Annotated in this window: 14 protein-coding genes; 2 read left to right on the top strand and 12 right to left on the bottom strand. The window is 54.1% G+C overall.

Going from position 1 to position 14,958, the window contains the following annotated elements:
• Position 1: 1 nt before the first annotated feature.
• Positions 2–1,834, bottom strand: a complete 1,833-nt coding sequence (locus tag HBA49_RS03210) for an AMP-dependent synthetase/ligase (protein WP_005526075.1) — start codon at positions 1,832–1,834, stop codon at positions 2–4.
• Between the two features lie 337 nt (positions 1,835–2,171).
• Between HBA49_RS03210 and HBA49_RS03205 the strand changes: the two genes are divergently transcribed.
• On the top strand, positions 2,172–4,373 hold the full coding sequence (locus HBA49_RS03205) for a 4-alpha-glucanotransferase (protein WP_005525855.1): 2,202 nt from the start codon (positions 2,172–2,174) through the stop codon (positions 4,371–4,373).
• Here HBA49_RS03205 and HBA49_RS03200 read toward each other — a convergent pair whose 3' ends face one another.
• On the bottom strand, positions 4,374–4,517 hold the full coding sequence (locus tag HBA49_RS03200) for a hypothetical protein (RefSeq protein WP_005526006.1): 144 nt from the start codon (positions 4,515–4,517) through the stop codon (positions 4,374–4,376).
• Positions 4,518–4,643: 126 nt separating this feature from the next.
• Between HBA49_RS03200 and HBA49_RS03195 the strand changes: the two genes are divergently transcribed.
• Positions 4,644–5,102, top strand: a complete 459-nt coding sequence (locus HBA49_RS03195; protein WP_112767172.1) for a hypothetical protein — start codon at positions 4,644–4,646, stop codon at positions 5,100–5,102.
• 44 nt (positions 5,103–5,146) lie between these two features.
• Here the strand turns inward: HBA49_RS03195 and HBA49_RS03190 are convergent, their stop codons facing one another.
• The 10 genes from HBA49_RS03190 to HBA49_RS03145 form a co-directional block, all read right to left on the bottom strand.
• Entirely contained in the window at positions 5,147–5,704 is a 558-nt protein-coding gene (locus tag HBA49_RS03190) for a DUF4865 family protein (RefSeq protein ID WP_040431925.1), read from the bottom strand.
• A gap of 142 nt (positions 5,705–5,846) precedes the next feature.
• A complete protein-coding gene (locus tag HBA49_RS03185) occupies positions 5,847–6,425 on the bottom strand; it encodes a TetR/AcrR family transcriptional regulator (RefSeq protein WP_225866042.1) in 579 nt (192 codons plus the stop codon).
• Between the two features lie 85 nt (positions 6,426–6,510).
• Complete coding sequence (locus HBA49_RS03180; protein WP_005525978.1) at positions 6,511–7,167, bottom strand: hypothetical protein; 657 nt, start codon at positions 7,165–7,167, stop codon at positions 6,511–6,513.
• Between the two features lie 95 nt (positions 7,168–7,262).
• The gene (locus tag HBA49_RS03175; protein WP_005526089.1) at positions 7,263–7,874 is read right to left on the bottom strand and encodes a hypothetical protein; all 612 of its coding nucleotides are present in this window, start codon (positions 7,872–7,874) and stop codon (positions 7,263–7,265) included.
• Positions 7,862–8,440 carry a hypothetical protein gene (locus HBA49_RS03170; protein WP_005525578.1) on the bottom strand — a complete coding sequence of 193 codons (579 nt, stop codon included), beginning with the start codon at positions 8,438–8,440 and terminating at the stop codon, positions 7,862–7,864. Before HBA49_RS03170 ends, HBA49_RS03175 begins: the two co-directional genes overlap by 13 nt.
• 5 nt (positions 8,441–8,445) lie before the next feature.
• Positions 8,446–9,102, bottom strand: coding sequence for a hypothetical protein (locus tag HBA49_RS03165; protein ID WP_225866041.1), 657 nt, complete (start codon positions 9,100–9,102; stop codon positions 8,446–8,448).
• A 533-nt stretch (positions 9,103–9,635) separates the two neighbouring features.
• Entirely contained in the window at positions 9,636–10,256 is a 621-nt protein-coding gene (locus HBA49_RS03160) for a hypothetical protein (RefSeq protein ID WP_225866040.1), read from the bottom strand.
• Between the two features lie 180 nt (positions 10,257–10,436).
• Positions 10,437–11,744, bottom strand: coding sequence for an amidase domain-containing protein (locus HBA49_RS03155; protein ID WP_244248380.1), 1,308 nt, complete (start codon positions 11,742–11,744; stop codon positions 10,437–10,439).
• A gap of 954 nt (positions 11,745–12,698) precedes the next feature.
• The gene (locus HBA49_RS03150) at positions 12,699–12,881 is read right to left on the bottom strand and encodes a hypothetical protein (protein WP_005521573.1); all 183 of its coding nucleotides are present in this window, start codon (positions 12,879–12,881) and stop codon (positions 12,699–12,701) included.
• Positions 12,878–14,956: a M3 family metallopeptidase gene (locus HBA49_RS03145; protein WP_005526547.1), complete on the bottom strand. Its 2,079-nt coding sequence runs from the start codon at positions 14,954–14,956 to the stop codon at positions 12,878–12,880. Before HBA49_RS03145 ends, HBA49_RS03150 begins: the two co-directional genes overlap by 4 nt.
• Positions 14,957–14,958 lie beyond the last annotated feature (2 nt).

Below are 14,958 nucleotides of genomic sequence, written 5' to 3'. Positions count from 1 at the left end.
ATTAGCGCTGGTAAAGGTGCTCGATTTCCTTCGCGTATCGACGAGCAACCACGTTACGCTTTACTTTCATGGTCGGTGTGAGCTCATCGGCTTCCTCAGTTAAATCTCGGTCTAGGATATGGAATTTCTTAATCGCTTCAGCATGCGACACCATCTTATTTGTGTCGTTTACCGCATCTTGAATTTCCGCCCGCAGGGCCGGGTCGGTGGCCAGTTCTGCCACGGTGCGGGATTCTGGGATATTGCGGTTGAGTTTCCACCGCCGGAGGGCGTCCTCATCCAGTGTGACCAGCAGCCCGATAAAGGGTTTGCCATCACCGACAACCATGGCCTGGCTGATGAGCGGATGGGCGACCAGGGCGTCTTCCATGGGTTCGGGGGACACGTTCTTGCCGCCGGCGGTGACGATGAGGTCTTTCTTCCGGCCGGTGATGACCAGGTGCCCGGATTCGAGGATTTCACCCAGGTCACCGGTGTTAAACCAGCCGTCGTCAGTGAAGGATTCCGCGGTTGCGGTTGGGTTGTTCCAATAACCGTCGAACACGGTGGTGCCCTTGATGAGGATTTCGCTGTCGTCATTAATCCGCACCGATACCCCCCCAATGGGTGGGCCCACGGTGCCAATTTTCTGGTCCACGAAGTCCACGGTGGCGGCCGCGGTGGTTTCGGTCAGCCCGTAGCCCTCATAGATGGGGGCACCAATGCCCCGGAAAAAGTGCAGGATTTCCGGGCTCATGGCCGAACCGCCGGAAATAGCGTAGTGCACCGAATTGCCCATGGCCGCCCGAATCTTGGAATACACCAGCCGGTCGTAGGTTTTGTGCTGGAGTTTCAGCATCCTCGATGGGCCTTCGCTAGTGTCCAATGCGCGGGAATACTCAATGGCCACGTTCCGTGCCTTATGAAAGAGGGCGGCCCGCACCGGCCCGCCGGCCGCGGCATTCGCCACCGCCGAATTGTGGACCTTTTCAAAGACTCGCGGCACGCCCAGGATCAGGTTGGGGCGGGCCCGCTGGAATTCCACCCCCAGGGTGGAGAAATTCGACCAGTGGGATTGAGTGCCGCCGCCGATGGCCACGGCCAGGGACACCGCCCGCGACAGCACGTGGGCCAACGGCAGGAACGTGAGCACCCGGGAGCCGGGGCGGGCGATGGCCCCAATGGGGTTGGTGAGCAGGCCGTGCACCTCGGAAAGCCAATTGGCGTGGGTGAGTCGGCAGCCTTTCGGCCGACCAGTGGTGCCGGAGGTATACACCAGTGATGCCAGGTCCCGGGATTTGGTGGCGTGGATCCGCTCGTCCACCTGGTCGTCGTCGATGGGCCGGCCCTCAAATTTGAGGGTGGCGATGGCGGAGGCATTGATTTCCAGGATGCGGCGCAGCTGCGACGTGGAGCCGTGCAGCAGGGGTTTGCCGTCCTCACCCAACACCAGGTTTTTCATAAGCTCCGTGTGTTCACGAGTTTCGGTGACGGCAAACACCGCCCCGGAGTCTTCGATAATCCATTCGATTTGACTCAGGGAGGAGGAGCCGTAGATGGGAACGCTCACGGCTCCGGCGGCCCAAATGGCAAAGTCGAGCAGGGACCATTCGTAGCGAGTTTCGCTCAGCAGCGCAATGCGGTCACCCTGCTGCACACCATTGGCGATGAACCCCTTGGCCACCTCGTACACCTCGGCAATGAATTCGGCCGCGGTCACGTTCACCCACTCGAAGTTTTGCGGCCGCGTGAAAATCACCCCGTAGGGACGGGCTGCGGCACTACCCAACAGGGCGGTGAGGCAGGTGTCGGATTCCCCGACGGCGTATTCTGCGGGAGTGTGGACTTCCTCCATGGCGCGGTTCCCTTTCCGTGGCTACCAAAATGTGCGTAATAGCTTATTATCTCTTACGGGGCACCCGATTGTCACAATCCTGGCGAATCGGCTCACGAGCCCGCCCACCGAGTGGGCGTCGACAAGCGAACAGAACCAAACAACACTCAGTAACGCCTGTGGCTCTATTGTGCACCACTGTTCTTGTGTTATTTGCTACAAACATCCGCATATCATGCAAAAATTGCCCCATATTATGGGGGCTATCGTGCGGTTTTCCCAAGAATAACCCTAATTTAATAAAAGAAAATCTGATATTCTGGGAGGAATGGCACACATAATGGCACAATAGTGAAGTGTGGGATATCAAGATCTATTACGCGAACTCGCTACAGAGCACAGCATTGCAACGGGCTACACCGCCTATGGTGGCCACTACTTGGGGGTACCGGATGACACTCTGATAAAAATCCTCCACTGTATGGGGGTAGACCTTGGGTTGAACGATTACAGCGTCGATGACCTGGCCGCCATTGACTTTGACGGCGCCGACTATGATAAACGACCCAGCGAAGAAACCGTCCAGGCAGCGCTTCAACGCCGCCACGACCAGGAGTTTTCCCGGCCACTCCCCCGCTGTATCGTGACCACCGATACCGAATCCCAAGCCTTCAACGTGCACGTGCGCGACGGCAAACCCGTTGACCAACTGTTCATTACCTTCGAAAACAGCTCCGTATTGGAGATCACCGAGCAGTTGGAAAACTGGGAACCACCCCGCGATATCGACGGCGTGATCTGGGGCGAAGCCACCTTCCAGCTCCCCACGGGCCTGCCACAAGGCTGGCACACCATCACCCTAGTATCCGACAATATCTCCCATAGCTGCACCCTGGTCGTGACGCCAACGCACCTGTCTACCACCGACACCTATATCAATAATCCGGTGGCGGGCGTGATGGCGCAACTGTATTCGGTACGATCTTCTGATTCATGGGGCATTGGCGACTTCCGCGACATTGGCTATTTGGGGGAAACTTTGGCCAATAATGGTGCGGGCGATTTTCTACTCATTAACCCGCTGCACGCGGCCGAGCCGTTCCCGCCCGTGGAGGATTCCCCCTACCTGCCTGCCACCCGCAGGTTTATCAACCCGATCTATATTCGCATCGAGGATATCCCCGAGATCGAATTATTGGCGGAGGATGTGCGCGCCGAAGTGACAGAGCTCGCACGCCAGTTCCGAGAGCATAATCGGGATAATGTTCAGATTGAGCGCGACCCCATCTATGAGGCCAAGTTGCGGGCCCTGCGGGAGATCTTCCACGCCGGCCGCGACGAAACCCGGGAGCAACTATTCCGCGACTACATTCACCGGGAAGGCGACGGGTTAACGGCATTTGCCGAATGGTGCGCAAAGCAGGAAATCGCCAAGCTTGGTACCGGTAATCATGCCGAAGACGAGCCGCCGGTGGATTTCTACATGTGGCTGCAATGGATCTGCGACCAGCAGTTAGCTGCCGCCCAGGCCCGGTGTACTGCCGCTGGCATGAAGATCGGCATCATGGCCGACCTGGCCGTGGGTGTGCACCCCTTCGGCGCCGATGCCGAAACCTTGGCGAATGTGCTGGCGCCGTGCGCATCGGTGGGGGCACCGCCAGACAACTACAACCAATACGGTCAGGACTGGTCGCAGCCGCCGTGGCACCCCGAACGGTTGGCGGAGGCCGGCTATAAGCCCTGGCGCGACATGCTTCGAACCATTTTGCGACACGCGGGTGGTATTCGGATCGACCACGTTTTAGGCCTGTTCCGCCTGTATTGGATGCCCCGCAATCAGTCGCCGCAGACGGGCACCTATGTGAACTATGATTTCCGAGCACTGGTGGGCATCGTGGCCCTGGAGGCTGAGCGAGCCGGCGCCGTGGTGATCGGCGAGGACTTGGGCACGTTCGAACCCTGGATGCAGGACGTATTGAACCAGTACGGCATCATGGGCACGAGCGTGCTGTGGTTCGAAGGTTCACCGTATGGTGGGGCACGGCGCCTGGAGGAGTATCGGAAGGCATGTTTGGCATCGGTGACCACACACGATCTGCCGCCCACCGCGGGATTCTTGCGTGGCAAGCATATCACGCTGCGCAACGAGTTGGGCCTGCTCAAGAGCAATCTTGACGAAGAGCTCAATAATGACCTGAACTGGCAGGCCGAGGTGCTCAACCGGGTGCTGGAACAGGGTGGTTTCGCCGGTGAAGACTTCCACATGGATAATTTCCACGGCCGGGCCCGGGATGAGCGGGGCGACGTGGAGGTGCTGGTGACAGCAGCACACCGGTTTGTGGCACACACGCCGGCAGCACTAACGTGCACAGCCCTAGTGGACATGGTTGGTGACGAGAATGTGCAAAACCAGCCGGGCACCGCGAAGGAGCAGTACCCGAACTGGTGTGTGCCATTACGTAACGCCCAGGGCAATATTGTGTTGATTGATGACCTGAACGAGATGCCGCTCTTCCATAAGATTACGGAGGCATCCCGCCGCCCGGCACCGGGTAATTAATTAGGGGATCATCGACACCAGCCAGGCCACGATCACGATGGCTATCAGCAGATACAGCGATTGGGTCACTCGTGATCGTGGGTATGCGCGCTTAGGTTTTGGCAGGCGTTGGTCTTGTTTGCGCAGCTCTTCCGGATTGGCCATGGTTCCCTTCCTGATGTGATTGCGCATTAGTTTAGCCTGCCTACCCCAAAATCAGTATATCCTGTTTCCCTATGCGTTTAAGAAGCTTTACGACGCCGCTAGCTGGGTTGTCGCTATATTGGGGGAATGATATCGGTATCAGATTTTTACGACTACGCCTATAACGAATTCCGCGATGAACTGTGGATTACCCACGAATCCTGGTTTTTCGACAATGACGTCTATATTAAGGCGGGCATCTGGACGTATTATGGCGCTCACTATGAGTTTTACATTACCGACGCCACCATTGATCTGATACACACCCACGATCGAACCATTCTTGAGGAATGGGATGTGGACCCACGGATAGAGCGACCATTCTATTGGTCGGATCATTGCATACAATTTGTGACGGATGATACCAGTATGGATGAGCCCTACGCCGCGGAAATCAGGATTACCGGCAGTAAGTTTTTTGTGGTTCCGCACTATTATTCGTTTGAGAAGCCGCAAAGCGGACCAAGGGGGTTTCCAAAGCCTGGCATGACCGCAGACGAGATAGAACGGACCACCCGGTTTCAGGAATTAATTTTCAACAATTAATTCCTTTCTCCTCGAAAGCTTCAGGCAAGCATGAGATAAGGAAACTAGCTTCCGTACGACACATGTAGCACTTCATAAGAGAGGGAACTGGTCACGCTCTGATCTGATTCCCTGTTACTAAGCTCAACAAAAATAGCATTCCAATTGGTGACATCAACAGCGGTGACAAGTGTAACCGTAGAATCAGCAACGCTGTTCAAGAAGTCTTGGGTGACAGAATCTAGACACAGAGAGGGTGCAATGTCGACTGGTAGCGACACTGTGGTGAGAGTAAGGCTACGCGCATCAGCATAGGATATTGGTCCCCTAACGATGCGATGAATAGTCCAGTCCTGAATCGGCTGACGGCCGAAATCACGAACGATTGCTGAATAGCCAGGTTCTCCCCAACAGAAACTGCGCATTCCATCGATGTTACGCCAGACATAGAACGGGGCATACACATTTCGACCAGCACCTTTAGACTTTTCCCGAATGAGATAGGCCTTAAATTCCAAGCCCGCAAAACCATCCATCAGGTGTCCAGTCTTCTTTACCCGATCCCGAATGATTTGCATGTTATAGTCGGCAGGAAGACCAACTTGATATTGCATAGCATACATTAGCGATTCTCCTTGATTACATAATTGCGAGTAGAGTTAGTCATAAGTTTGCAGTTGTCAGGCAAGGGTAATGCCATAAACAGTCAACAGAGACTTGCAGTCAAAATAACCAAATCTTGACTCCATAGCACTGGTGGAATGGTCAAGCGGAATGCCCATTGTTTTTCCACGCACGCAGAAGAGTGACAGCACCATTTACAGCAGCATCAAATTCTGCTGGATTCCATTGAGCACGAGCCAAGACATAACCGCCTTGTACAGTGGCAACCACCATAGAAGCAAGCTGATGGGCATCCACGCTTGCAGGAAATTCCTGAGCATCAATACCCTGGCGAATCACTTCGGCGATGGTATCAACCAGCCAGCCCAAGGTCCGCGATACTGGTGCTAGCAGCTCTGGAGTTGCTAGCACGTCAGCATCATATGTCATACGACCCATGCGGCATCCACGTAACGAATCACGCTGACGTTCCAAATATGCAATGAGACGCTCCATAGCTGGTCTCTTCACATCCAACAAAGCTTCCACATCGGAACGCATCGCTGCTGCACTAGCCTCAAGGGCAGTAACTGCCAGCTCCTGTTTACCAGCAAAGTGATGATACATACTACCCTGTCCTGCACCAGCCCGATGAAGAATATCTTTTGGACTAGTCGCAGCATAGCCTTGTTCCCATAACAGTTCTTGAGTAGCATCCACCAAACGTTCGCGTGCATTCATACCACCAAGCATACATACTAGTAGTTACAATCATCAATACTAAATACATACGACCGAGATAGAACGGACCACCCGGTTTCAGGAATTAATTTTCAACAATTAATTCCTTCCTCCTGGGGCATTTCAACTCTGCTGCGCTCCTGCGGCTGGAGTAGAGCGGATCAAACGAATCGGGATACACATGGTCCATCGTCATGGGCAAGAAGTTATCTTTGATGACCACATACTCGTGCTCATCCACTTGGCTGGGAGCGAGCAGCATTCGGTGCAGAAACGTGCCACCACTACTACCACCCCCATCTTGCAGATCAAAACATTTGAACGCCACCACGTAGGCGATGACCTCCACCACGCCATCATCTTGGCGGTTCACGCTGTAGAGGCTGAACCCGCTTCGCGCCCGCTCACCGAAGGAGACTCTCCCTAGCTCAGATCGTTCCGCATCGGTGAAGAGCGCCCGGTCTTCCGGCACGCCCGGAATATATTTACTAGCGATCGGGCAGTTCAACCGGGTGCAGTCGGGGCTGTTCTGCCCCTCGTCAAGCACTTCCCGGTATTTCTCTATCGCCCGACCGACCGCCTGGTCAATGATTGGGCCGGCGGAATACTGGTCGGGGCGGGTCGCATACGGTATCGGCCCATCGTCGTCATGAACGACGAATGCACCGACCAGCACCATCGTCACCACGAAACTCAGCGACCCGACGACCACGAGCCGGTCCCAATTCACCGACGCCCCCATAATTCACCTTCCTCATCATTAATGTTCTATTTTATAAGCGAGAATCATTAATTGTTTGGGGTCAACCGCTACCATCATCATACAAAAGGTGGGTGTTACGAGCAGTCTGGTTCCTCCCCCTTCCGGCCGGAGTACAGCGGGGAGAACGTCTCCGGATATTTCGGCGACTCCTCCTTGGTGAGGATGGCATCCTCCATCACCACATACTCGCCCACGCGACTGGTGCTAGGGGCGAGCATCATGCGGTGCGGATCCGTAGCCACACTCACCTCCGACCCATCACACTTAGCGACCGTCACATACACAATGGCCTCCACACCCGCATCGGTTTCCACCACACTGTATAAATCTGTGCTGCTCACAGGCTCGCGGGACAGGTAGTGGGCTTTCCGCTCCAGATTAAAGCGTTCCTCCTTGGTGAACTCCGCCCGATCCCGCGGCATACCAGGAAGCGACTTACTCGACTTCGGACACCGCTCCACCACACAATCCGCGTCCCCCCACTGAGCATCCAGCACCGCCTCATACCGATCCACCGCGGCACCAACCGCCCTATCAACCTCGGCACCAGCCGTCTCCTGCTTGGGCCAATTCGGGTGCATCATCTGCTGCCACTGTAACTCCTCTAGCACGCACCCGCCCACAACTAACACAAGCACCAAAATGATCGAACCCACCACGATAATCCTGCTGGCTAACCGAAACATTGAGGCTTCCTCCCATTGTCCCGGTAATAGATGGCGACACCACCAGGCCCCGGGCGGTATTTGGTGGGGTTCAAGTATTCATCGTCCATGACCACATAGTTATGCTTATCGACGACGCTAGGGGCAAGAGTAATCCGATACAGGTCGGGAAGCACCTCATATGGGTCACCTTTGTTCCCCGAAAACGGACATTGGGTAACGGTGATATCCACATAGGCCTCCACCACCCCATGCTTTTGTTTCTTTAACTCATAAATGGCCAGGCTACTTCGCACCGGCGCAACGGTGGATACGTCCTTACCCCGACCCCTAATGATGCCACCCTCGGTAGAGGTGAACAGGGCCCGATCCTGAGGCACCCCGGGAAGCGACTTGCTCGACTTCGGGCAATGATCCGGCATGCAATCCGCATCAACCCATTCGGCGTCAAGAACCGCCATGTATTCCTCGATCGCCCGCGCCACCACCTGCGTCCGCCGGCTTTCCGCCGCGGTGTGCACCGAATAGCCGACAAACAACGCCACGATCACCACGATGATGATGGTTCCGCTTCGCTGCCGCAACACACCGATCACCTCGTCGTAAAGCTGCGGGTTAAACCGGCAAACCTGTGGGGCGACCCGGGTTCGCTGCATTCGGGAAACATGTCTTCGTCTTCGCTGCTGGCGTAGAGGGGCGAGAACGCGGCGGGGTATTTCATCGCATCCATCATGGGGAAATATTCGTCCTCCATCACCACATAGTCGGCCTCATGGTGGTGGCTGGGAATCAAAATCATTCGGTGCACATCCGTCGTGCTGCTGTAGGGATAGTCGTTTTCCGGGGAGGTGCATTTCACCATCGTGACATAGACGATCGCCTCGACCACACCATTCTCGTTGGCCGACACGCTATACAGGTCGATGCTGCTTCGCGGTTTCTCTTTGGTCACCCACCTGCGAAAATTGACGAGTTCCGCGTTGGTGAAGAGGGCCCGGTTCTCTGGCACACCGGGAATGAATTTACTGGAAATCGGACAATTCGATAGCGTGCAATGAGGATTATTTTGTTCCTTGTCGAGCACTTCCTCATAGTGCTCTACCGCCCTGCCAACCGCCTGGTCAATCTTTTGACCGGCAGTTTTTTGCTCGGGATAAGCCGGATACGACTTGTGATACCCCTGGTAACCGGATACCGCTATATACCCGACCATTGCCACCAGGGCCAACAACACCATTGTCCGTAGCACCGCTATTATTGTTCGCACCGCGTCACTAACCCCACCGTTTTGTAGATAAATAACCTTCAATAAACCTCGAACTCACCCAGCGGGTGGCGTTACGACGACACCCATGGCGCACATAAATCTAAACCCAATGAGCGGTCACCAAAGAGGATCGGCCTCACCCCATGCCATATCCAAGGTGTTAACGTCATGACTTACACTCCCAAAATCTATAGACATAGAGAATCTGATGTTGATGCGTGTTGTGGGATAATCATCAACGTATCTGCGACCCTACGACAATCCCCGGCGCGTAGTCTAGCGCCCATCAACAGGATGGGGGTATGAATCGGTGCCGCTCATTGGTGTCTTGACCGGAAGTTTTAAGGAAAGCATATTACGCTACCAGGTCGTCTTACCTCACGATTAACCCATGCTTATCCAAAAACCAGATTAATAAGCTTTACCCCCGCTATGCAATCCGATACAACCTATAAAAAATAATTTATATGTTCCGTGGTACCAATGGCCGCTTTGCCGTCATGTGGGCCGTGGCTTTAACCATTGGTATAGAGGGGTTGGATATGCGGCACTTGCATGTTGGAACCATCAATTATGTCTTCCATAACCACGTATTCACCATCGTTGAGGCTACTAGGGGCAAGAGTCATGATGTGAATGTCGGAACTGTTGCTGTTTTTCTCGTTATCCTCGGATGTTTTGATAATTGTGACGTACACGATTGCTTCAACCTCATCATTATTTTTTGCTTTGACGCTGTACAGTTCAATATCGCTGCGAACTTGAACGCGTGATGAGGAGGGGTAGGCAAGTAGGTTTCCTCGCTCCTCGATGTTGTTTCGTTCATGCGTGGTAAATAATCCCCTGCCTGTTGGAACACCGGGAATTGCTCGACTGGAATGTGGGCAGGATGATAGTGTGCAATCACGATCAGTCCATTGGGCATCGAGGACTGCTTCATATTTTTCTATCGCTCGACCGACAGCTTGATCGGTTTCCGAGTTAATGGATTCCGGGACGATTGTGGTCCCGGCAGTAACCGCTTGCTGTTTCTCCTGCATGTGATCTTCTGCCAGCAGGGATGCTACAAAGAGCATCACCACCACAAGGAGGAATCCTAAAAATAATGTTACTTGTCTACTCACTACCCATTTCATAGTTTTCACCATGCATGCAATAACTATTTCCCACATAACGCACAGAGTTAAAGCTACTGTATTACACAGTAGCTCAACTATCACGACACTACACGTGATATTTTTACCATCACCGCTTGTTCAAACATATTTGCATCTGAAAATTAAACGGCTTTCCCAACAAGCTACATACCTCAGGTCTTATTTAAGACCCAGTGCATACCACCTTGCATTTTTGGGCTCTTTCCCAGACTCCCCCATGTGCAAAAAGACTTCCCTGAAAGTAATATTGTGTCGGTTACGAGTTTTTTGTGAAATACGTGGGGTTGTAAACCGTCCTTTTGGCGAAGAAGCTGAAATAGTCCCAGTCACAACCATTGTATGATCAATCTTCCCATCAAACTTGTTATTAGGATCCCAATCAACAAAGATTAAATCACCTTTTTGAGCAAACTCTTTTTCACCAAGATCATGATAAGGACCATTGGTCTTTGCGTATCCATACAAATTCGCAGCTGCTCCCCATGTTGATGTAGGAATGATGCGATTATCATGTGCACGATCCTTACTGAATGGATGCCAAGCATCTGAATCCCTACTGTCCACACCTAATTTACGTTTCCATCCTCCTGCCTCCAAGGCCTGTGAGGCAAAGTTTGTACAATTCGTCCCCTGATTCGGATAGTTAGGATTCACATCTTCCTTACTCTTCACAGGTTCAATTCTTGGTAAATCTTCGCGTGACCAATGCAGAGCATAAGCTACCATCTTCTCAACATCTGGTTTTGGCTGCCTAAAGAAAGGATCAAGCACAGGCTTCACAACTACTGAACTTTGATCTTGATGAGATGGCAACAAGGAGAATTTCGCAGTATCACCATTTGCGCCAACAGGATTCACTGCTAACTGGTTATTGCCTGCTGATTCCACGCCCAAAATGCGATCAACTGGCACATCATTAAAATCAACATTTTCTGGCTTATCTGCCAAAATTTCTTCTTGCGGCATCGGGGCAACTACATCTTCAATGACAGCAAACACATTTTCTTTATTCAAAGATAAAGTCAGGGTATGGATATCACTCATATAACTCGGGTCATCGCTACCCTGATATGTCTTCGTTGTCCCGATGTCTGCGGAAACCGTTACCTTACCATCAGCATTCATCTTGGCATCCGTCACGCTGATAGTGCTCTTCGCGGAAACAATAGGTAATCCGAATTCTTTCATGTCATCCCGCACCCGCAAGATTGTAGCTTCAGCTTGCGTGAATTTCGGGTTTTCGCCGGAATTCTTCCTCTCATCCCGGTTATCCTTTGAAGAACCCCCAAAACTCGACCCCCGCTGAGACTTCTTATCCCCCGATGATGCAAACACCGAACTACTAGCATTCACACAACTCGACAACGAACAATTCGAATCCGTCCAATGCGAATCCAACAAATCCTGATACGCAGTAACCACCTTAGTCACCACATCAAGGTCCACCTCAGCACCAGCAGCAGACACCACCGGGGCAGACCCCAGCGCGAGACCAGCCGCCAGAATCAGCGTCCCCCCCCCCACGCCACAAACGAAGTTTCGCCTTCATGACTTACTCCCAAAAATAGAACTTACCTTGGATGTGCAATGCTGAGAGCATCAACACATCTGCGACCCTACGACACGCACCGTCACACCGTCTACCCCTCACCAACAGCACGGGGGTACGAATCGAACACCTAATCGACATGCACCAACCAGCAATTTTAAGGAAAACATATCACACTACCAGGACATCTTACCTCATAATTAACCCTTGCTTATCCGAAAACACAATTAATAAGCTTTACCCCCGTTACAGCATTCGTACCGACCTATAAAAAATAATTTATATATCCCAACGTCGCCCATATGCTATCGCACTCAAAAAACGATACAGATTATATAAGCTGCAGAAATATTAAATTACAATGTTAGTAAGATTGCCAATACCATTCGAAAATAGCTAATAATAGAAAGACTATTGGGAAATCCGCGATCATATCAGTAAAGACAATCCATCATTTTAGATAATAATTAGAACACATATTCCCCATGATTTATACAAATAATTATAACCCCTCACGATAAACAGTAATCATAAATAATACTTAACGCTAAATAATAATTTTCCGTTATGATCGAACTATCCATTTCTAATTATAAGAAAAATATTGCAATCAATCATTAACACAATACGGCATGTCTGAAATAGCCATTAGAGGCATGTCTGTATTTTGCCAGAACATACTTTCGATACCCCAAAACCGCACGATAGAATATTCCCCTACTGAAAGTTTATCCAGCTTCTAGGAAAAGTGGCCCAGCTTCCAAGATTATTAAGACGCTGAATTGCTTCCCGCCAATTATTTCGAATGGTCCCAACGCCTCAATTGGAATTCGCCCACCCGCCACCATTGGGCGTCGTAAAGCAGCCGAATGCTACCGACGGTACCGAAACCATGTTCGAACCCGGAACATGGTGGCGCCAATGAAGTCCACCAGCCGCAGCCACACCATCGCTAGGGCCGCGCACAGGGGCACCACCACCACAAACATGATGAGCCCTTGCAACCAAAACGGGCTGGTAATCAGAAACTGGCTTACCACATCCACCACGGTCACGGGAGCGCACCCCGCAGTCCGCGCCGGGTCAGCAGCGGGGTGATGTCCTTATCCCGGCCGCGTAGGGCGGTAAACGCCGCCGCATAGTCGTCGGCTGCGCCCCGGGATAGGATCACGTCCCGGAATCGCTGCCCGGCGGCACGCATCCGCGCGGCCTCGGCGTCTGGGCCGGCGGCACCCTGCTCGGTAAACCAGGCGAACCCATCCGCGTCCAGCACCTCGGCCCACAGGTACGAGTAGTAGCCGGCCGCATAGCCGCCACCGAACACATGGGCGAAATAGGTGGATCGGTATCGGGGCGTCACCTCCAGCCCGGCCGCCGCCAACGCCTGCTGTTCGAAGGCGTCGATGTCATCGGCCGTCAGGTTTTGGGCCTCCGCGGCGCTGAGGGAATGCCACGCCAGGTCGATCACCGCGGCCGCTAAGTATTCGCTGGTGGCAAAGCCCTGACCGAACTGCCGGGACGCATGGATCGCATTCACGAGCGTGTCGGGAATGGGCTCCTGGGTATCCGCGTGCCGGGCATAGTGGCGCAGAACCGTGGGGTCCACCGCCCAGTTTTCGTTGATCTGTGAGGGGAATTCCACGTAGTCCCGTGGCACATTCGTGCCGGAAAAACTCGGATATCGCACCTTGGACAACAGCCCATGCAGAGCGTGCCCAAACTCGTGGAACAGCGTGGTCACCGTGTCCAGCGACAGCAATGGTTGGGAGCCGTCAGCGGGTTTGGTGATGTTTAGCACGTTCACCACCACCGGTTGGGTGCCCAGCAACTCGGACTGGTCGACGAAGGTGGACATCCACGCCCCGCCCCGCTTCGACGGCCGGGCATAGTAGTCGGTGAGAAACAGCCCGATGCCGGCGCCGTCCTCGTCGAGTACCTCCCACACGTCCACGTCCGCGGCGTAGCCGGTGAGATCCGTGCGGGGAATGATGGTGATGCCGTAGAGCAGGTGGGCGGCATAAAACACCCCATCGACCAGCACCTGGCGGAGCGGAAAATAGTGGGACAGTTCCGCCTCGTCGAGCGCGTAGTCCCGTTCCCGCACCTTGCTTTCCCAAAACGGGCGGTCCGCATCGGTCACGGTCACGGCACTGGCGCCGGCACCTGCACCATCAGCCTCAGCGTCCCCGGCGGTTTCCGCGGCTTCAACCAGGAGTTTCAGTTCGTTGCGGGCGTTCGTGGCCGCCGCGGGAGACAAGTCAAACAGCATTGTACGCACTGCATCGGTGGTGGCCGCGGTTTCTTCCGCAATCACATAGTCCGCATGGGTGGCGTATCCCAAAAGCTCCGCACGCTGGGCCCGCAGTTGGGTGATCTCCACCAAAACCTGGCCGTTCGCACCCCGGCCCCGCTGAAGGGATGCCTCATACAGGCGGGCGCGGGACGCCGGCAACTCTAAGGCGACCTGCTCCTCCTGCACGGTGGGCAGCCCCAGCGGGATCACGTAACCGGTCTTTCCCAAGGCTTGGGCGTCTTCGGCCGCGGAGGCGATGTGCCCCTCGTCGAGACCCTGGAGTTCGTCGCGTTCAAATGCCACGGCCAGCCGCGTGGTTTCTTCCCGCAGGTTGTGGGTAAATTGTTCGGCCAGCACGCTCAGCCGTTCGTTGAGTTGGGTCAGCCGCTGTTTGTCCTCGGCGTCGAGGGCCGCACCGTGCCGGCGGAATTGCCGCAGGATATGGTCGTGGAGTCGCCGGGATTCAGGGTCGTCGGGTGGGGTGACGGCCGTGATCCGCCCATAGAGTTGCTCGTTCAGGTATAGCTTGTCGGTGTGGGCGGCGAGCTGGGGGGCAATGTCAGCGGCGATGGCTTCGAGTTCTTCGGTGGCGTCGGTACCGAGAAGGTTGAAGAACACCGCCGAAACGCGGCGCAGTTCCGCCCCGCTGCGCTCCAGGGCCTCGATCGTGTTTTCCCACGTGGGCGGTTCGGGATTCGTGGCGATGGCATCAAGTTCTTGCTCGTGGTGCGCCATGCCGTCCCGGAAGGCCGGCCGGAAGTGGTCTTCGCTAATGTGGTCGAATGGCGGCAATTCGTAGGGAAGCGTCGACGGTTGGGCAAACGGGTTGACGGTCATGA

Origin of the sequence: Corynebacterium matruchotii (genome assembly GCF_011612265.2) — a bacterium.
GTDB lineage: Bacteria > Actinomycetota > Actinomycetes > Mycobacteriales > Mycobacteriaceae > Corynebacterium > Corynebacterium matruchotii.
This window is presented reverse-complemented; position numbering and strand designations above follow the sequence as displayed.